The 17,830-nt window shown below is 74.0% G+C and carries 17 protein-coding genes; 9 read left to right on the top strand and 8 right to left on the bottom strand.

Going from position 1 to position 17,830, the window contains the following annotated elements; translation table 11 throughout:
- Window positions 1-87: 87 nt before the first annotated feature.
- The 4 genes from ACFV1L_RS05320 to ACFV1L_RS05305 all read left to right on the top strand — a co-directional run bounded on the left by ACFV1L_RS05320 (window position 88) and on the right by ACFV1L_RS05305 (window position 4,025).
- Window positions 88-723: a carboxymuconolactone decarboxylase family protein gene (locus ACFV1L_RS05320; protein WP_380363062.1), complete on the top strand. Its 636-nt coding sequence runs from the start codon at window positions 88-90 to the stop codon at window positions 721-723.
- Entirely contained in the window at window positions 720-1,598 is an 879-nt protein-coding gene (locus ACFV1L_RS05315) for an SDR family NAD(P)-dependent oxidoreductase (RefSeq protein ID WP_380363061.1), read from the top strand. The genes ACFV1L_RS05320 and ACFV1L_RS05315 overlap by 4 nt, the downstream gene beginning before the upstream one ends.
- Before the next feature lie 310 nt (window positions 1,599-1,908).
- Window positions 1,909-2,946, top strand: a complete 1,038-nt coding sequence (locus ACFV1L_RS05310) for a carboxymuconolactone decarboxylase (protein WP_380363059.1) — start codon at window positions 1,909-1,911, stop codon at window positions 2,944-2,946.
- A gap of 299 nt (window positions 2,947-3,245) precedes the next feature.
- Window positions 3,246-4,025: a helix-turn-helix transcriptional regulator gene (locus ACFV1L_RS05305; protein WP_380363057.1), complete on the top strand. Its 780-nt coding sequence runs from the start codon at window positions 3,246-3,248 to the stop codon at window positions 4,023-4,025.
- A 69-nt stretch (window positions 4,026-4,094) separates the two neighbouring features.
- Here ACFV1L_RS05305 and ACFV1L_RS05300 read toward each other — a convergent pair whose 3' ends face one another.
- The 4 genes from ACFV1L_RS05300 to ACFV1L_RS05285 form a co-directional block, all read right to left on the bottom strand.
- The gene (locus ACFV1L_RS05300) at window positions 4,095-4,793 is read right to left on the bottom strand and encodes a maleylpyruvate isomerase family mycothiol-dependent enzyme (RefSeq protein ID WP_380363055.1); all 699 of its coding nucleotides are present in this window, start codon (window positions 4,791-4,793) and stop codon (window positions 4,095-4,097) included.
- Between the two features lie 41 nt (window positions 4,794-4,834).
- Window positions 4,835-5,884, bottom strand: coding sequence for an SDR family NAD(P)-dependent oxidoreductase (locus ACFV1L_RS05295; protein ID WP_380363053.1), 1,050 nt, complete (start codon window positions 5,882-5,884; stop codon window positions 4,835-4,837).
- Entirely contained in the window at window positions 5,881-7,176 is a 1,296-nt protein-coding gene (locus tag ACFV1L_RS05290) for an ABC1 kinase family protein (RefSeq protein WP_380363052.1), read from the bottom strand. Before ACFV1L_RS05290 ends, ACFV1L_RS05295 begins: the two co-directional genes overlap by 4 nt.
- Before the next feature lie 76 nt (window positions 7,177-7,252).
- Entirely contained in the window at window positions 7,253-8,050 is a 798-nt protein-coding gene (locus ACFV1L_RS05285) for a TIGR03084 family metal-binding protein (RefSeq protein WP_380363051.1), read from the bottom strand.
- Between ACFV1L_RS05285 and ACFV1L_RS05280 the strand changes: the two genes are divergently transcribed.
- A complete protein-coding gene (locus ACFV1L_RS05280) occupies window positions 8,049-9,227 on the top strand; it encodes a helix-turn-helix transcriptional regulator (RefSeq protein WP_380363049.1) in 1,179 nt (392 codons plus the stop codon). The genes ACFV1L_RS05285 and ACFV1L_RS05280 overlap by 2 nt on opposite strands.
- Window positions 9,228-9,489: 262 nt before the next feature.
- On the opposite strand, the gene ACFV1L_RS05275 is transcribed toward ACFV1L_RS05280, so the two are convergent.
- Complete coding sequence (locus ACFV1L_RS05275) at window positions 9,490-10,137, bottom strand: peroxiredoxin-like family protein (protein ID WP_380363047.1); 648 nt, start codon at window positions 10,135-10,137, stop codon at window positions 9,490-9,492.
- Between the two features lie 123 nt (window positions 10,138-10,260).
- Between ACFV1L_RS05275 and ACFV1L_RS05270 the strand changes: the two genes are divergently transcribed.
- Window positions 10,261-10,848, top strand: a complete 588-nt coding sequence (locus ACFV1L_RS05270) for a TetR/AcrR family transcriptional regulator (protein WP_380363046.1) — start codon at window positions 10,261-10,263, stop codon at window positions 10,846-10,848.
- Between the two features lie 18 nt (window positions 10,849-10,866).
- Here ACFV1L_RS05270 and ACFV1L_RS05265 read toward each other — a convergent pair whose 3' ends face one another.
- Complete coding sequence (locus tag ACFV1L_RS05265) at window positions 10,867-11,715, bottom strand: helix-turn-helix transcriptional regulator (protein WP_380363045.1); 849 nt, start codon at window positions 11,713-11,715, stop codon at window positions 10,867-10,869.
- A gap of 103 nt (window positions 11,716-11,818) precedes the next feature.
- Here ACFV1L_RS05265 and ACFV1L_RS05260 point away from each other — a divergent pair, with 103 nt between their 5' ends.
- Together ACFV1L_RS05260 and ACFV1L_RS05255 are read left to right on the top strand one after the other, a co-directional pair.
- Window positions 11,819-13,234 (top strand): MFS transporter, encoded by a 1,416-nt coding sequence (locus tag ACFV1L_RS05260; RefSeq protein WP_380363043.1) that lies wholly within the window; start codon window positions 11,819-11,821, stop codon window positions 13,232-13,234.
- Between the two features lie 201 nt (window positions 13,235-13,435).
- Complete coding sequence (locus ACFV1L_RS05255; protein ID WP_380363041.1) at window positions 13,436-14,317, top strand: alpha/beta fold hydrolase; 882 nt, start codon at window positions 13,436-13,438, stop codon at window positions 14,315-14,317.
- Window positions 14,318-14,387: 70 nt separating this feature from the next.
- Here ACFV1L_RS05255 and ACFV1L_RS05250 read toward each other — a convergent pair whose 3' ends face one another.
- Complete coding sequence (locus tag ACFV1L_RS05250) at window positions 14,388-15,089, bottom strand: DUF899 domain-containing protein (protein WP_380363040.1); 702 nt, start codon at window positions 15,087-15,089, stop codon at window positions 14,388-14,390.
- 245 nt (window positions 15,090-15,334) lie between these two features.
- Here ACFV1L_RS05250 and ACFV1L_RS05245 point away from each other — a divergent pair, with 245 nt between their 5' ends.
- Window positions 15,335-16,516, top strand: coding sequence for an acyl-CoA dehydrogenase family protein (locus ACFV1L_RS05245; protein ID WP_380363039.1), 1,182 nt, complete (start codon window positions 15,335-15,337; stop codon window positions 16,514-16,516).
- Between the two features lie 73 nt (window positions 16,517-16,589).
- Here the strand turns inward: ACFV1L_RS05245 and ACFV1L_RS05240 are convergent, their stop codons facing one another.
- Window positions 16,590-17,381, bottom strand: a complete 792-nt coding sequence (locus ACFV1L_RS05240) for an SDR family NAD(P)-dependent oxidoreductase (RefSeq protein WP_380363036.1) — start codon at window positions 17,379-17,381, stop codon at window positions 16,590-16,592.
- Window positions 17,382-17,830 lie beyond the last annotated feature (449 nt).

Genomic DNA, 17,830 nt, shown 5'->3' with positions numbered 1-17,830 from the left:
GCAGGCCGGAAATACCGCGCATTCTCCCGGCTTTTCCCGGGAATTCCGCAGGGCGTCCGCACCGTCGAAAAGGGAGGGCGATCACCCATGACCGATCCGAATGTGTTGAGCACGGTTCGCGTCCCGCTGGTCGAGGAGGCAGCCGCCGAGGGCCGCACCAAGGAGCTGTACGACGCGATCAAGTCGCGGATGGGCATCCCCTTCGTCCCGGACATGTTCCGGCTGGTCTCCAGCCGCCCCGACCTGCTGGAGGTGGTGATCGCCGGCTACGGCGGCGTCTTCAACGACGGCGTGCTGCCGCGCGCGACCCGCGAGATGATCTCCGCCTGGAGCTCCAAGGTCAACGGCTGCCCGTACTGCGTCGGCACCCACAACTGGTTCCTGGCCCAGTTCGGCGGCCCGCAGGAGCTCACCGACGCGATCGAGAACGCCCCCTCGGTGGAGGAGCTCCCGATCGACGAGCGCACCAAGGTGCTGATGCGCCTGGTCACCAAGGTCGGCACCGGCGCCTTCCGGATCACCGACGAGGACTGGGCCGCCACCGAGGCCGCCGGCTGGACCAACGAGGAGATGCTGGAGGCCGTCTTCACCGCCGCCCTGTTCGCCTTCATCAACCGCCTGGTCGACGGCCTCGGCCTCGGCAACTCCGTCACCCGCAGCCGGATCGCCTCCCAGCCGGAGGACGCCACGGTCTCCGCGGAACGCCTGGCGGAGGGCAGGTGAGCGGGCGCTCGCGGGCGATCCTGCTGACCGGCGCCTCCTCCAGCACCGGCATGTCCTCCGGCACCGGCCGGGCCGCCGCCCTGCGGCTGCACCGGGCCGGCTGGCCGGTGTACGCCACCGCCCGCCGCCCCGAGGCGCTCGCCGACCTGGCCGCCGAGGGCATCCGGGTGCTCCACCTGGACGTCAACGACGAGGAGTCGATGACCGCCGCGGTGGAGAAGATCAGCGCCGAGCACGGCGCCGTCGGCACCCTGATCAACAACGCCGCGTACAGCCTCAACGGCACCATCGGCGAGACCCCGATCGACGAGGTGCGCAGCCAGTTCGAGACCAACCTGTTCGGGCTGTGCCGGCTGACCCAGCTGGTGCTGCCCGGCATGCGGGCCCAGGGCGGCGGACGGGTCGTCATGATGTCGTCGATCTTCGGCCAGTTCGCCACCCCCGGCCGCGGCTACTACCAGGCCACCAAGCACGCCCTGGAGGCCGTCGGCGACTCGCTGCGCCTGGAGGTGGCCCGGGACAACATCAAGGTGGTGCTGATCGAGCCGTCGCCGGTGCTCGGCGGGTTCGTGCCGATGTCGGTCGCCGACCTCGGCATGTCCGGGCAGGAGCGGACCGGCCTGTACGACGACTTCTGGAAGTACTTCGTCGACTGGCACGGCGCCTACCGGGAGACCGACCACCCCACCGGCCGGGGCCGGATGGCGGTCCGCGCCGAGACGGTGGCGAAGGTCATCGAGAAGGCCGTCAGCAGCGACCGGCCGCGGATCCGCTACCGGATCGGCGTGCCGTCCCGGCTGCTGCCGCGGATGCGGTGGACGATCGGCGACGCGCTCTTCGAGCGGTTCGTCCGCGCGTTCTTCCCAATTCCCTAGGCATGCCCGAGGATTCCCCTCGGACCTCGCCGACTCGGCAGGCGCCTCCCCGGCCCCCGGGCCCGGAGGCGCCCCTGCCGTGCGCGCTCCCGCACGCCCGCCCGCGGAAGCCGTCGGCCCCGCGCCGTGCCCCGGCCCCGGCCGGGGCACAGCGCAAGGACGGAGAAGGAAGAGCCCGGTCCGGATGTCACGATCGGGTGCAGCACCGACAGCACACACGACGAGCCGGAGGGGAGGACTCGCGGATGCCTGCGGGTGACGAGCGGGGGGCGCAGCGCGGCGGCCCGGTGAGCGGATCCGGAGCGGGCTCGTGAGCGGCAGACGGCGCCTCGTCCAGGCGCCGCTGCGGGGGCTCTCCCTGATCCAGGTCCGGCACGTGTCGACCGTGTCGTTCGGCGACGCGGCCGGCGACACCGCCCGGATCTACCGGGAGCTGGAACGCGACTTCGGGGTGCTGGCCCCGCCGGTGGCGCTGCACGCCCCGGTCCCCGAGCTGCTGGCCGCGTCCTGGACGACGCTGCGCGAGACGATGCTCGCCGAGGGCCGCGCCCCGCGGACCGCCAAGGAGGCGGTGGCGGCCGCCGTGTCGGCGGGCAACGAGTGCCCGTTCTGCACCACCATGCACGGCACCATGCTCGACTCGCTGTCGCTGCGGCCGCTGCCGCGCCGCCGCGCCGGGGCGCCGGGGCCGGCCGCCGAGGAGCTGTCGGCGTGGGTCGCCGGCACCGGCAAGCCGCCGTTCCCGCCCGAGCTGCTCCCCGAGCTCGCCGGGACGGCGCTGTGCCTGCACTACCTGAACCGGGTGGTGAACGTCTTCCTGGGCCCGCGCCCGCTGCCGCCGAACGCCCCGGCCAAGGCGATCGGGCCGGTGCTGCGGGTACTGATCGGCCTGATGCGCTCCTCCGCCCGGGCCGGGACCGCGCCCGGCACCTCGCTGTCGCTGCTGCCGCCGGCCCCGCTGCCGGCGGACCTGGACTGGGCCGCGGCCGACCCGCGGATCGCCGACGCGCTGGCCCGCAGCACGGCGGCCGTCGAGCGGGTCGGCGAGGGGCTGCTGCCCGCCGGCGTCCGGGAGGCGGTGGCCGGCGCGCTGTCCCGCTGGGACGGCGCCGACCCCGGCCTCGGCCGGGCCTGGCTGGACGCGCCGCTGAACGAACTGCCGCCGGGCGAGCGCCCGTTGGGCGAACTCGCGCTGCTCACCGCGCTGGCCTCGTACCGGGTCGACGAGCGGGTGGTCGGCGCCGTCCGGCAGGCCGGCGCGGGCGACCGGGAGATCCTCGCGGCCTGCTCCTGGGCGAGCCAGCGGGCGGCCCTGCGGCGGGTCCGCCACCTGCTGTCCGACGACTGATCCCCCGGCCCGCCGCCCCGGCCCCGGAATTCGTCTCCGGGGCCGCCCGCCGGTATTCCGGCGCGCCCCGCCGCCCCCGTTTCTCCGCCGTGCGCCGGACGACGCGCTCCCGCCGGCCTCCGCGCACCGTTTTCCGGACCGCCCGGTTTCCGCGCACCCGGTTTCCGCACATTCGATTTCGGCCCATCCCGATTCGCCTCCGCAAAACGGCTCGGCCCCGCTTCGAGGAGAAATGACGGAGCCTCCCGGAATTCACCCGGGGACCGCCTCCGATTCATCGACGACATTGGAGAGACGCTGTGCAGACCGCTGTCGAACGCGCGATATCCACCATGTGGGACAGATACGAGGAGCCGCTCTCGCTCGACGAGATCGCGAACACCGCGATCCTCAGCAAGTTCTACTTCTCGCGGGTCTTCCGGAATCTCACCGGAACGTCGCCCGGGCGGTTCCTTTCCGCCGTCCGCCTGCACCAGGCGAAGACCATGCTGCTGGAAACCGACCTCAGCGTCACCGAGATCTCCTACCGGGTGGGCTACAACAGCCTCGGCACGTTCACCAGCCGCTTCACCCGCAGCGTCAGCCTCTCCCCCGCCCGCTACCGGGCGCTGGCCCGGGCCGGCCTGACCGAGCGCACCGGCACCGCGCACGCGGAGGGCCGCCGCACCTGCGCGGTGCACGGCAGCATCCGCTCGCCCGAGCTCGGCCGCCCGGTGCGGATCTACGTCGGCGCGTTCCGCGAGCCGATCGTGCAGGGCCGGCCGGTCGCCTGCGAGATCCTGGACGGGCCGGGCCCGTTCACGCTGTGCGTCCCCGAGGGCGTGTGGTTCGTCCGGGCGGCCGTGGTCGCCGCGAGCGACTTCCCGGCGCCGCCGTGGGAGCGGCGCCCGCTGCTGGTCGCCTCCGGGCCGGAGTTGACGGTGCGCCACGGCCACGAGAACCCGCCGGTGCGGCTGGCGGCCCGTCAGCTCACCGCGCTGGACCTGCCGATCCTGCTGGCTCTGCCGGGGCTCGACTCGCCGCAGCGGTTCGCCCCGGACGCCGTCCCGGTGCGGGTGCCCTCGCTGACCGGGACGTGACGGGCCGCCGCGCGGCGAAGGGGCGGGACCGTCGAGCCGGTCCCGCCCCTTCGTCGTCCCCGCGCCCGGTCAGCGTCCGGCGGGCTCCACCTCGGCCGCGGGCGGCGTGAACGGGCCCCAGGCGAACGCCTCCGCCCACTTCCCGGCCGGTTCCCCGGTCCACTCCAGGCCCTCGATCTGGGTCCGGGTGCGGCGGCCGGTCAGCGACCGGAACACGTCCACCGCCGGGCCGCGCACGGTCGCCGCGGGCTCGCCCTCGCCGACCACCCAGGACCGCCCGGGGGTCTCGATCCGCAGCGCCGGCAGCCCGCCGCCGTGCACCGCCAGGCCGAAGCCCATCGTCGACAGGTCCAGCGAGCCGTCGAACGCCGGGTGGGCGGTCGGCTCGACGGGCGCGTCCAGCCGCAGCCGCAGGTCGAGCTCGTGGGAGAACACGTCGAGCAGCAGGATCCGCCGGCGCAGCTCCGGGCTGCGCTCCAGGGCCGCGGGCAGCTCGGCGTCCAACTCGGCCCAGCGGGCCAGCAGTTCGTCGGTGCCGAGGCCGGCGGCGGGGGCCAGGTCGATCTGGCTGTCCTCCAGGGCGACGAACGACTCGCAGATGTGCACCAGGTGCCCGGCCAGGTCCCGCACGCTCCAGCCCGGACAGGCGGGCACCTCGACGGCGGCCGGGTCCGGCAGGGCGGCGGCCAGGCCGGCTATCGCCTCCCGGCTGCGCCGGTAGGCCGCGAGCTGCTCGGTCGGGTCGTGCGGGGTCGGTGCCGCTGTCACGGGGGTCTCCTCGGGTTGCGGGGTGCGGCGCGGTGCCGCCGTCATGGTCCGGGCCGTTCGGCCGCGCGGCCGGCCTGACGGTACGTCAGGAGACCGGCCCGGTACAGCCAGTGGACGGTTTCGGCCATCGTCTCCTCGGCCGGCCGGGGCGCGGGGCCCGCGCCGCCGTCGGCGTCCGGGGCGACGGGCACGGCGTGGACGCAGGTGTAGGCCGCGCCGTACTCGGCCGGGATGTGCCAGGGCCACCAGCGCTGCAGCAGGTCGGCCAGGCGGGCCGCCGGGAGCATCGCCCGGCCGGGGAGGCGGGCCGCGGGCAGGGCGCGGCCGGTGGCGGCGCGCAGGGCCGCCAGGTAGTCGCCGGTGCCGAGGTAGCGGCCGGGGGTGAAGACCCGGTCCGGGGCGCCGGGGTCCGGCGCGGTGGCGAGGCGGGCCAGTACGGCGGCGGTGTCGCGCACGTCGCCCAGCGGGAAGCCGCCGGTGGGCCAGAGCGGCATCAGGCCGCGCAGGGTGTCGCGCAGCCGGCCGGTCTGGTCGCCGAGCCCGGGGTCGTGCGGGCCGAGCAGGGCCGGCGGGTAGGCGATCCGGACCGGCGCGCCGTCCGCACGGAGCCGGCGGGCGATCCGCTCGCACTCGGCCTTGCTGGCCAGGTACGGCTCGGCCGGGCGGCCGACGGCGCTGCCGGGGTGCAGCCGCGGTTCGGCGCTGGGGATCAGCGCTCCGACGGTGGACACGTGCAGCACGGTGCCGGTGCCGGCGTCGACGGCGGCCCGCAGCAGCGCCTCGGTGCCGTGCACGTTGGTGCGGGCGATGTCGGCGCGGCGCCGCCGGTCGAAGGAGTACACGGACGCGAGGTGGACGACCGCGTCCGCGCCCGCGCAGAGCCGGCGGGCCGCGGCCGGGTCGGTGACGTCGCCGACGACGGTGCGCACGGTGTCCGGGTCGGTGCCGAGCGGGCCGAGCGCGGGGGCCACCCGGGCCGGGTCGCGGACCAGCAGCCGCACCCGGGCGCCGGCGGCGGCGAGCGCGGCGACGGTGTGCGAGCCGAGGAAGCCGGTGCCGCCGGTCACCGCGACCAGCGGGCCGGCGTTCACGCCCGGCCCCGGGCGGCGGCCTCGGCGTCGACCTGGACGTCCTTGGCGAACGAGGCCATCAGCACGGGGACGGCCTCGGCCTGGAAGTCGACCTCGGAGTCGAACTCCTTGATCATCCCTTCCAGCACCAGCAGCGACAGCAGCGGGAACGCGAACTCGGCGGCGGCGAAGACCCCGAAGTCCCGCTGGAGCTTGAACAGTCGGGGGGCGAACGCGCCGAGCTCGAAGTCCTTGGAGAGGGCGCCGAAGGCCTCGTCGACCAGTTCCGTCACGGCGGCCCGGAAGCCCTCGCGGTCCAGGCCCTCGGGCAGCCGGGCCGCGCTCTCCAGCACGATGTCGGCGCACTTGGGGCCGTTGCCCTGCGCCATGTTGAGGAAGAACCCGGCGAAGGAGCGCCGGACCGGGTCGGGCAGCCGCACCACGAACCCGGCGTCCAGCACGACCACCCGGCCGTCGGCGTCCAGGCACAGGTTGCCGGGGTGCAGGTCGCAGTGGACCAGGCCGTCGACGAACAGCATCCGGTAGACGGCCCGCAGCACGTCGCGGACCACCTCCTGGCGGCGCTCCAGGGTCATGCCGAGCGGGCGGAAGCGGCCGAGGCCGGGAACGAACTCCATGGTGAGCACGCCGGGTCCGCACAGCTCCTCGACCGGGGCCGGGATCCGCAGGTCGGTGTGGGCGCCGAGGTTGGCGCGCAGCAGCAGCAGCGAGTCGCGCTCGGCGGCGAAGTCGAGCTGGTGCAGGACGGCGGCGCCGAGCTGGCCGATCATCTCCTCGGCGGGCAGGTCGCGCATGCCGGGCAGGACGCGGCCGGCCCGGGCGCCGAGCAGCGCGAGGCGCAGGTCGGCCTCCAGCACCGGGCGGATGCCGTCCCGCTGCACCTTGACGGCGACCTCGGTGCCGTCGGCGAGCCGGGCGCGGTGGACGCTGGCGATGCTGCCGCACGCCACCGGCTCCCACTCGAACTCGGCGAAGGCGTCGGCGAGTCCGGCCGCGGCGAGGGTGCGGGCCACGGCGGCGCGGCGCGGCGGGCGCACCTCGTCGGCGAGTTCGGCGAGCGCGTCGCACCAGCGCTCGGGGAGCAGGTCGCGGCGGGTGCTGACCAGTTGCCCGGCCTTGACGAAGAACGGGCCGAGCGCGGTCAGCAGCCGCGGCGCCCGGTCGGCCAGCCGGGCCCGGCCGCCGCGGGTGAGCAGTTGCGGCAGGGCGGCGATCAGGTGCCCGGCGATGATCGACGCGGTGGCGCAGGCCCGTCCGAGCAGCAGCCAGCCATGCGTCCGTCGTTCCGGCACGGTACCTCCAGGTCCCTCGTGGCGGGTGGGCCGGACCGGCCCGACTGCGAGGAAACCAGGCCGCCGACCGGCCGCTCTATACGCGAGATTGCCCAATCCGGCCGGGGCCGGCGCCGGGCGCGCCGAGGTAGGTCTGGGCGATGCCCAGCCAGTGGTCGGCGGCGGCGCCGGCGGCGGTCAGCGCGAGGTCGTCGCGGTGCCGGCGGCGGGTGACGAGCAGGCAGAAGTCGGCGGCGGGGCCGCAGATGCGCTGCTCGGCGTCGTCCGGGCCGAACGCCCAGGCGACGCCGGACGGGGCGGTCAGCTCGAACCGGAACGGCTCGGCGGGGGGCTGCAGGCCGCGGGCCAGGTAGGCGAGGTCCCTGGTCCTGGTGCCGAGGAAGGCGACGTGCCCGATCCGGTCGGTGAACGCGTACGGGACGCCCAGCGCGTCGTGGACGTCCTGGCCGTGCGCGAAGAGCTCCATCAGCCCGACCGCGGCGAGCACGCCGGCCGGCAGCGGGCCGGCCAGCCAGGGCACCGGGTCGCGCCGGGGGGTGGCGGCGAGGCCCTTCTCGGCGGCGGCGCGCCACTCCTCCCAGTGCCGCAGCAGGCGGGGGACGGGCTCGGCGAGGCGTTCGGCGAGGCCGGCCGCCATGCCGGCCTCGAAGTCCTCCCGGACGGGCGCGGCGGCGGCCTCGAAGCCGGCCGGGTCGCGCACCCCGAGGTCGATCAGGCGGCTCACCTGTGCCAGGTGCGCGACCTGGTGCCGGACCGTCCAGCCCGGGGCCGGGGTCGGCGCGTCCCACTCGCCGGGCGACAGGCCGGCCACCAGCCGGGCGAGTGCGGATCCTTCCGTCGCCAGGTCGACACAGACGTCCTGCATTGCGGCCATGTTGGCATTCCCTTCCCCGATGAAGCGCGTTCAATCCGATCCCGCGTTCATTTTCCGGGGCGGCCGGGGGGCGGGCTTCTCCATGCGTGCCGCCCGCACCCGGCGGCGTCCGTTCAGGGACGTACGACCGCCACCGCCGGTGGCTGATTTCCGATACTCGGCCCAAACCGCAATCCAGAAGGTGCGAGAGTCTTCCATTGGCAAAACGATGTGTCTGCGCCGGACCCGGCCGGGGCGTGCCGCCCGGCCGGGTTCCGGCGGGCACGGGAGCATCACGCCAGTTGGGGGGCCGCCGGGCCGCCCGCCCCCGTGCCGGGGCGGGCCGGACAGCGACTCCGCGAAGATCCGAACGGGACCACCGATCCAAGGCAAGGCGACCGGACACCAACGAGCCCAGGTGAGGGATATCCGAATGTCGATTGCGGCGGCAATAGAGCAGAGTATTGACACGATGTGGCGGTACCACGCGGATCCGATTTCGCTGGAACAACTGGCGGAAGATGCCTCCTACAGCAAATTCCATTACTCCCGGATGTTCAATCAGCTGACCGGCACGTCGCCCGGACGATTCCTCACCGCGATCCGGATCTTCATGGCCAAACGGCATTTGCTGGAAACCCCGGACAGCGTCACCGACATCACCTACCGGGTGGGCTACAACAGCCTGGGCACCTTCACCAGCCGCTTCACCCGCAGCGTCGGGGTCTCGCCGACCCGGTACCGCTCGCTGGCCCAGGACGACGACCTGCCGCCGCTGGTCCCGCCGGCCGCCCGGGCCGGGCACGGCCTGTCCTCGGTGACCGGGCAGCTCTACTTCCCGTCCGAGGTCGGCCCGGTCCGGGTGTACGTGGGGGCGTTCAACACGCCGATCATGGAGGGCTATCCGCAGGCCTGCGACATCCTGGACGAGGCCCGCCCGTTCCACCTCCACGTCCCCGACGGGCTGTGGTTCATCCGGGCCGCGGCGGTGGCCGTGGACGACGCCTCGCTGCGGCACCAGATCCGCCCGCCCCGGCTGGTCGGCTCGGGCTGGGCGGTGCGGACCCGGGGCGGCCGGGCGTACAGCACCGACGTCCAGCTGCGCGAGGTGACCCAGCTGGACCTGCCGATCCTGCTGGCGCTCCCGGAACTGGACGGGGCGAGACGCAGACGCCTGACGCGGGCCGGGGCCCGGTAGCCCCTGCTCGAATCCGCTCGAACACGCGCACAATGCGGGCCGGTTTTCCGTGTCGGGCCGGACACCGTCCGCGCACGACCGGAATCTCCTGCACCGGTTTTCGGCACCCCGGAATGGCCCCGTCGCGACGCTCCGCGGGCCCGTCGCCGGCCGCCGCCGCGGGCCCCCGGCCGGACTTCCCGACCGGGGGCCCGCCGACCGGGAGCGGACTGACCGCACCCTCCGATCAACGCGGGTAGAACGTGCTCGATCCGACGGACCGTCAGTTCAGCGCGTCGAGTGCGGCGAGGATGTCGGCCGGCTCGGCGCGGGCGGTGTAGTCGGCGTCCACGAAGGCCCAGCGGACGGTGCCGGTGCGGTCGATCACGTAGGTCGCCGGGATCGGCAGGGTGCGCGGGTGGCCCGCGTTGGAGCGCTCCAGGTCGATGCCGGCCCGGGCGTAGGCGGCGGCGAGGTCCTCCGGCAGGTCGAAGGCGAGGCCGTACCGCGCGGCGGTGTCGCAGCCGAGGTCGCTCAGCACCTCGAAGGCCAGCCCGTTCTTCTCGGCCTGCGTCAGCGACTCGTCCGGGACCTGCGGGGTGACAGCGACCAGCCGGGCGCCGCGGGCCGCGACGGCGTCGTGGTGCTGCTGCAGCGAGCGCAGCGCGATGTTGCAGTACGGGCACCAGGCGCCCCGGTAGAAGGTCAGCACCACCGGGCCGTCGGCGAGCAGGTCGGCCAGGGCGACGCTCCGGCCGGTGGCCGAGGGGAGGGTGAAGGACGGCGCTTTCGCGCCGACCGCCAGGGCCCGCTCCGCCCGACCGGAGGCGGCCAGCTCCCGGGTCGCCCGCTGCATCACCTCCCTTACCTCGGTGGGGAGTTGCTTTTGACGGCTCTCGAAGAAGGCACGCAGTTCGGCGTTGACGCTCACGGTGCTGTTCCCCTCTCGCGGCGATCCTGGAACGGTCGTTCCACGATAGTGCCGACTCCGCTCCCCCGGTCAAGGGCGGGCCGGATATCTTGGAACCGTCGGTTCAGGACGGGACGGTGGACCATGGCGGACGTCAAGCACTTCGATCCGGACGCGGCGCTCGACCGGGCGATGCGGGTGTTCTGGCGGCAGGGCGCCGCCTCCACCGGCATCCAGGACATCGTCGACGCCACCGGCCTCAGCCGCTCCAGCCTGTACGCGACCTTCGGCGGCAAGCAGGACCTCTACCGCGCGGCCCTGGACCGCTACACCCGGTCGCGGACCCTGCTCGGCCCGCTGGAGGAGGACGACCGCGGCCTGCCGGCCGTCCACGCCTTCTTCGAGCGGCTGGTCGAGACCCGCTGCACCGGCGAGTTCGCCCGCTGGGGCTGCATGGTCTCCAACGCCCACGCGGGCGGCGAGAACGGCGACCCCCGGGTGCGGGCCGTCCTCGACCGGCAGCACCGGCGGCTGCGCGCCGCCCTGCGCGCCGCCCTGGTCTGCGCGCAGCGCCGGGGCCAACTGGCCGACGGCGCCGACCCGGACCTCGCCGCCGACGTGCTGGCCCTGCTGGCGCACGGCGTGAACCTGCGCTCCCGGGCCGGCGCGGACGCCGCCCGGCTGCGGGCCACCGCCGCCGCGGCCGTCGACGCGGTGGCGCGCCCGGCCTGACGGGCCGTCACCCGCGGTTCAGGAGACCGCCACCCGGCGGTCCGCGCGCTCCTCGGCGAGCGCCCCGAGCAGCCGCAGCGCCGTCTCCGACGCGGAGCCCGGTTCGACGGTGAAGGTCACCAGCATGAGCTCCGGCTCCTCGGTCCGCAGCACCTCCTGGTACAGCGTCAGCGCGCCGACCCGCGGGTGGTCCAGCACATTGGTGAACGAATCGCAGGTGGACACCGAGTGGTCGTCCCACAGCTCCGCGAACTCGGCGCTGACGGTGAGGAGTTCACCGACCAGTGCGCGCACCCGGCCGTCCGAGGGGAAGCGCGCCGCGACCATCCTCAGGTGCGAGACCACGGAGCGGGCCTTGACCTCCCAGTTGACGAACAGCGCCCGGGTCGGCGGATCGAGGAAGATCATCCGGGTCATGTTCGGCAGGCTGTCCCGGTCCTGCCCGAACACCGCGTGCGCCAGCGGGTTCCAGGCCAGCACGTCGGAGGTCGGCGACATCGCCATCACCGGCACGTCGCCCATCATCGCCATCAACCGCTGTAACCCGTGCGGGAGTTGACGTGTCACCCGGCGGGCGCGGCCGCCCGGCGCGGACCGGTTCGGACGGGCCAGGGCGACCAGGTGGGCGTGCTCGGTGTCGTCCAGCCGCAGCGCCCGGGCCAGCGAGTCGAGGACGGCGTCGGAGACGTTCTGGCCCAACCCCTGTTCCAGCCGGGCGTAGTAGGACACGCTGACGCCGGCCAGCTGGGCGAGCTCCTCCCTGCGCAGGCCGGGCACCCTCCGCCGCTCTCCGTAGAATCCGAGTCCGGCCTCCGCCGGATTGAGCCTGGCCCGACGGGACTTGAGAAATTTCCCGAGCTCATCCATGAGGCTCATTATGCTGAAAGTCCCACTGCCAAGCGTAGCCTTCGCAGTGAGACGAACAGCAGGTGTCTGGCTACCCGGCGGGCGATCTCCCACCCTTGCTCGCATGACCACGCTTCCCGACTCCCGGAACCGCATGAGCACCCGGCTCAGACTGACCCTGTTCGTCCTGCTGGGCGCGCAGTTCATGCTGTCCGTCGACTTCTCGATCCTCAACGTCGCACTCCCCCAGATCGGTTCCGGGGTCGGGATATCCTCCGACGACCTGCCGTGGGTGGCATCGGCGTACGCGCTGCCGGCCGCCGGCTTCACCCTCCTGTTCGGCAGGATCGCCGACCTGTTCGGCCGCCGCCGGCTGTTCCTCGCGGGCATCACGCTGCTCACCGTGGCGTCGGTGCTCGGCGGGATCGCGGACAGCGGCGGCCCGCTGCTGACCGCGCGCGTCCTGCAGGGCCTGTCGACCGCGATGGCCGCCCCCGCGGCCCTGTCGCTGCTGACCACCTCGTTCTCCGAGGGCGCGATGCGCGAGCGGGTGCTCGGCCTGAACGGCGCCCTGCTGTCCGGCGGCTTCACCGTCGGCGCCCTGGTCGGCGGCACCCTGGTCGGCCTGCTGAGCTGGCGCTGGGCGTTCCTGATCAACGTCCCGGTGGCGATCGCCATCCTGATCGCCACCCCCCGGCTGATCGCCGACAGCCGCGCCCCCGAGAAGGTCCGGCTCGACGTGCCCGGCGCCGTCTCGGTGACGGCCGGCCTGCTGGCCTTCATCTACGGCATCATCGACAAGAACGTCCTGATCGCCGCCGCCGGCGTGGCACTGCTCGGCGTGTTCTGGGTGATCGAGCTGCGCGCCGCCGCTCCGCTCGCCTCGGTGCGCATCCTCAAGCGGCCCACCGTCAAGTGGGGCAACTTCGCCGGACTCGTCGTGTTCTCGATGGAGAGCGCGCTGATCTTCCTCATGACGCTGTACCTGCAGGACGTGCTGCACTACGCGCCGCTGACCACCGGCCTGATCTTCGGCGTCCCCGGCCTCGCGGCCGTCGCCGCCGGCGTCATCGCGGGCAAGGCGATCGGCCGCTTCGGCACCCGCACCGTCCTGACCGTCGGCCTGTCCGTGCAGGGCCTCGCCACCGCACCGCTGATCCTGCTCGGCACCGACCGGGTGATGCTGGCGGTGCTGCTCCCCGCCCTGTTCATCAGCTTCTTCGGCCACGTCACCTCGATCGTCGCCTACACCGTGACCGCGACCTCCGGCCTGCCGGACTCCGAGCAGGGCCTGGCCACCGGCCTCGCCGCGCTCAGCCAGCAGGTGGCGGTCACCATCGGCATCCCGATCCTCAGCGCCGTCGCCGCCTCCCGCGCCGTCCAGCTGGACGGCATCCGGCTGGCGCTCGCCGTCGACGTGGTCGTCACGCTGCTCGCGGTGGCGCTGATCTGGTTCGGCCTGCGCGCCCGCGCCGAGGCGAAGGCCGCGCCCGCCGCCGCCCCGAAGGTCGAGGTCGGCGAGCAGGCGGCCACCCGCTGACCCCCCGGCGGCCCGGCCGCCGAACATAGCACCCACGGAGAAGAGGTCCGGATTCATCCCCGGGATTATCGGAGAGCGATCGGCGGAGCGGCCCCGCGGACATTCCGCGGGGCCCGCTCCGTCGCCCGCCGGCACCGCGCGGACGAATTCCGCCCGGCCGCCGCCCGCATTCCCCTTCCGCCCCGAGGAACGGACCCGACCGTGACAGTCGAAAGAATCACCGTCAACGAAATCGACTTCGCCTACCTGGAACAGGGCGACGGCCCGCTGGCCCTGCTGATGCACGGCTTCCCGATGTCACCGGCGACCTACCGGTACCTGATGCCGGCGCTCGCCGCGGCGGGCTACCGCGCCGTCGCCCCCTACCTGCGCGGCTTCGCCCCCACGACGCTGCCGCCGAACGGCTCCTTCGGCGTCGCCGACCTGGTCGCCGACGTCAACGGCCTGCACGAGGCGCTCGGCGGCGACGGCGACGCCGTCCTGGTCGGCCACGACTTCAGCGCCCCCGCGGTGTGGGGCGCCGCCCAGGACGGGGACCGCTGGTCGAAGGTCGTCGTGTGCGACGTCCCGCCGCTCCCGGTCTTCGGGCCGATGGTCCTCACCCCGCAGGGCACCGACGCGCTCAGCCACTTCTGGTTCTTCCAGACCGCCGTGGCCGAGCAGGTCGTCGCCGCCGACGACCTCGCCTACCTCGACTGGATCTACCGGAAGTTCACGGCGGACGGCTTCGACGCCACCGAGGACCTGAAGCACGCCAAGGACGCCCTCCGCGCCCCCGAGAACCTGGCCGCGGCCCTCGCCCTGTACCGGACCGCCTTCCCGCCGGACCGCTTCGGCACCCCGCAGTGGGTGCAGGAGCACGCCGCCGTCTGGGGCGCCCCGCCGAGCCGGCCCACCCTCAACCTGTTCGGCTCCGAGGACCCCAGCTTCGCCATCACCGACGCCACGCTGGCGGCCATCCTCGACGGCCTTCCGGAGGGCTCGCACGCCGAGGTGGTCCAGGGCGCCGGCCACGTCGGCCTGGTCGAGAAGCCCGCCGAGGTCAACCGCCTGATCCTGGGCTTCCTGGCCGGCGAGCTCTGAGCGACGGCGCGACGGAACGGCCCGGGTGGCCGGCCCCTGGGGCCGGCCACCCGGGCCGTCCGGTGAACGCTCAGGAGCTGAACTTGTCCTGGCCGTTCCACCAGTTCTCGCCGGGCCCCTTGGCGTCGGCGTCGTCGTAGCGGTCGTGGTGGCGCCACCAGTCCCAGGGGCGCTCCAGACCCTCCTCCTGACGCCCCAGCAGCGTCATCTCCAGGTAGTTGTAGGTGTTCAGGGTGACCTCGCTGCCGCGGTCGTACACCGAGTTGGTGTGGTAGACCGTGTCGCCCTCGCGCAGGAACGAGCTCACGCCGGGGAGTTCGCCCTTGTCGGTGGTCACGTTGAAGTCCCGGTTGAAGTCGGTGCCGTGGGACGAGACGAACGGAAGGTCCCAGCCCATCCGCTCGCGGAACGCCTCGATCTTCGCGATCGGCGCCCGGGCCACCATGACGAACGAGGTGTCGCGGTTGTGCATGTGGGCCAGGTGCCCCACCGAGTCGGCCTGCATCGAGCAGCCGGGGCAGCCCTCCTCCCACGCCGGGTCGAACATGAAGTGACGGACGATCAGCTGCCGCCGGCCCTGGAAGAGGTCGAGCAGCGTGAGCGACGCCCCGGGCGCTTCGAACACGTACTCCTTCTCGATCCGCACCCGCGGCAGCGCGCGCCGGGACGCCGAGACCGCGTCGCGCAGCCGGGTGAGCTCCTTCTCCTGCTCCAGCAGTTCCTTGCGGGCGGTGAGCCACTCTTCCTTCGTCACGATGGGCGACAGTTCCACGCGGGCCTCCTCGCTGCGGTGCCGCCGCCGGAAATCGGCGGCCGGGGTCGTTGCTGGGACCACCGTGACACGCCCGAACACCGTTTCCTTCTTCCTTCTTGCGCAACCCGGAACACCTCCCGCCGGGGTCGGGCAATTCAGAAGAGGCTCCTCCTTCCCGTTCGGTGAAATCGTTTCCCGGTGACCGCGTGAATGGAAACTCCGGTCCGGTCACCCCCCGCCACCGAAACGCCCAGGAGGAAATCATGTCGTCCACCGGAATACCGACCCGGGAAGAAATCGTCGAGCGGGTCTCCGCGCTGGTGCCGGTCCTCCGCGAGCAGGCCGCCTGGTCCGAGGAGAACCGCCGGCTGAGCGAGGAGACCGTCGCGGCGCTGGCCGAGGCCGGCGTCTTCCGGCTCCGGACGCCGGTGCGCCACGGCGGCTACGAGTGCGACACCAGCACGCTGGTGGAGGTCGCGATGGAGCTCGGCCGCGCCGACGGCGCCATCGCCTGGACCTCCTCCGTCTTCTGGATCCCGACCTGGATCGCCGGCCTCTTCCCGGACAGCGCCCAGGACGAGGTCTTCACCTCCGCGGCCCCCCGGGTCTGCGGCACCAACAGCCCCACCGGCACGGCCGTGCCCACCGAGGGCGGCATCCTGCTCAACGGCTCCTGGAAGTTCGTCAGCGGGGCCTGGCACGCGGGCTGGCAGGAGATCGCCGCGATCCTGATCCGCCCGGACGCCGAACCCGAGCCGATCATGGCGCTGGTCCCGATGAGCGACCTGTCGATCGTCGACGACTGGCACACCGTCGCGCTGCGCGGCACCGGCAGCGTCACCACCGTCGCCGAGGACCTGTTCATCCCCGAGCACCGCATCATCCCGATGGGCGCCGCCATGCGCCCGCAGGGCCTGTCGCAGGCCAACGCCGACTCCCCGGTGTGGCGCACCCCGGCCTCCCTGGTCGCGGCCGCCTCCGGCGTCGGCGTCGCGGTCGGCCTGGCCAAGGCCGCCCGCGAGGTGTTCTTCGAGCGGCTGCCCGGCCGGAAGATCACCTACACCGACTACACCGCGCAGAACGAGGCCCCGATCACCCACCTGCGGGTCGCCGAGGCCGTCAACAGCATCGACCAGGCGGAGTTCCACGCCCGCCGCGCCGCCGCCACCGTGGACGCCAAGGCCGCCAGTGGCGAGGCCTGGAAGCTGGAGGAGCGCGCCCAGGTCCGCAACGACCAGGGCGAGGCGACCCGGCTCGCCAAGCACGCCGTCGACACGCTGGTCGGCATCAGCGGCGGCAGCTCGATCTACCTCGACGTGCCGCTGCAGAAGATCGCCCGCGACATCCAGGCGGTCGCCCTGCACGCCCTCATCAACCCGGACACCAACGCCGAGCTCTACGGCCGGGTCCTGTGCGGCCTGGAGCCCAACACCCTGTACATCTGACCCGTCGCACGGCCGGACGCGACCCGGGCCCGCCGCTCCCCGCCGGGAGCGCCGGGCCCGTGGCCGCCGTCCGTCAGTGGTTCACCATGCCGCCGCTCAGGTCGACGGTCGTCCCCGTCGTCACGGCGGCCAGGTCCGAGGCCATGAACGCCGCCATGTTCCCGACGTCCTCCAGCGAGGGCCAGCGGCCCAGCAGGTTCCGGGCCTCCGCGCGCTCCTGCCAGCCCGCCGCCCGGGCCGGCAGCTCGGGCAGGTCCGTCGCCAGCGTGGTCTGCGCCGCCCCCGGCGAGCCGGCGGAGTGCAGGCAGACCACCCGCACCCCGTCCGGCCCGAGCTCCGCCGCGAGCGTCCGGGAGAACGCCTCCACCGCCGCCCACGCCGGCCCGAACCCGGCCGTGTACGGGAAGGGCACCTGCGAGGGCAGCGCGGTCATCATCATCACCACGCCCCGGCCGCGCGGCACCATCCGGGCGGCCGCCGCGTTGGCGGTCACGAACTGCGCCTTGGTGAAGTCGATGATCGGCAGCGAGAAGTCCTCGAACGACAGCTCGCCGAGCGCCGCGCCCTGCTCGCCGCCCGGCCGCCGGGTGGACGTCGCGCAGAACGAGACGTCCAGGCCGCCGGTCCGCTCCACCACCGAGTCCAGGAACGCCTCGACCGCGTCGCGGTCCAGCGCGTCGACCTGCGCGGTCACCAGCGAGCCGCCCTCGGACTCCACGTCGTGGGCCAGCTGCTTCAGCGCGGCCTCCCCGCGGCCGGCCACGAACACCCGGGCGCCCTCCCGGGCGAACGCCCTGGCCACGGCGCCGCCGATCGACCCCGCCCCGTACACGACCGCCGTCCGGCCGGTCAGCAGACTCTCCATCGGATCTCACCTTCCCCTGGGGCGGACCGAGCCTCTCCGGCCCGCGGACCTCGCGGCCGCCGCGACAGCGGGCACGTCCGATCCACGCTAGGCAAGCCCCGCCGCCCCGCAACCCGGGCGAAGCCGCCGCCCGCGCGCCGCCGCAGGTCAAAGGCGTGCGCGGGCCGCGCCCCGGGAGGGGCACCCGCCCGGCCGCCCGCTGACGAACGTGCGTTCGCCCGGCGGCCTGAGCATCCGTCACCTCCCGCCGCCGGGGCGCACGTTCGTCCGGTTGTTCGGCGTTGTTCGGCCGGGTGGACGCCGCACGCCCGTCGGTCCGACGGTTTCCGGGCCGGTTGTCAGGCCGCGTTCACCGCTGCTCCGGCGGCCCTTGTCCGCCGCTCGGCCGCCCGGCTGCAATGGCCGTCGCCGGGGCCGGCTCCCCGGACCGGCCCGGACGGGACGCCCCC

This window comes from Kitasatospora sp. NPDC059646 (assembly GCF_042734615.1).
Classification (GTDB): domain Bacteria; phylum Actinomycetota; class Actinomycetes; order Streptomycetales; family Streptomycetaceae; genus Kitasatospora.
Note: the sequence above shows the minus strand (reverse complement) of the source record. Positions and strands in the feature narration are given on the sequence as shown.

What these genes read in the sequence shown, in the direction of transcription:
- ACFV1L_RS05320 (WP_380363062.1), top strand. Translation starts at nt 88, where the DNA reads ATGACCGATCCGAATGTGTTGAGCACGGTTCGCGTCCCGCTGGTCGAG.
- ACFV1L_RS05280 (WP_380363049.1), top strand. Translation starts at nt 8,049, where the DNA reads ATGTTGGCATTCCCTTCCCCGATGAAGCGCGTTCAATCCGATCCCGCG.
- ACFV1L_RS05285 (WP_380363051.1), bottom strand. Translation starts at nt 8,050, where the DNA reads ATGGCCGCAATGCAGGACGTCTGTGTCGACCTGGCGACGGAAGGATCC.
- ACFV1L_RS05270 (WP_380363046.1), top strand. Translation starts at nt 10,261, where the DNA reads ATGGCGGACGTCAAGCACTTCGATCCGGACGCGGCGCTCGACCGGGCG.
- ACFV1L_RS05265 (WP_380363045.1), bottom strand. Translation starts at nt 11,715, where the DNA reads ATGGATGAGCTCGGGAAATTTCTCAAGTCCCGTCGGGCCAGGCTCAAT.
- ACFV1L_RS05260 (WP_380363043.1), top strand. Translation starts at nt 11,819, where the DNA reads ATGACCACGCTTCCCGACTCCCGGAACCGCATGAGCACCCGGCTCAGA.
- ACFV1L_RS05245 (WP_380363039.1), top strand. Translation starts at nt 15,335, where the DNA reads ATGTCGTCCACCGGAATACCGACCCGGGAAGAAATCGTCGAGCGGGTC.
- ACFV1L_RS05240 (WP_380363036.1), bottom strand. Translation starts at nt 17,381, where the DNA reads ATGGAGAGTCTGCTGACCGGCCGGACGGCGGTCGTGTACGGGGCGGGG.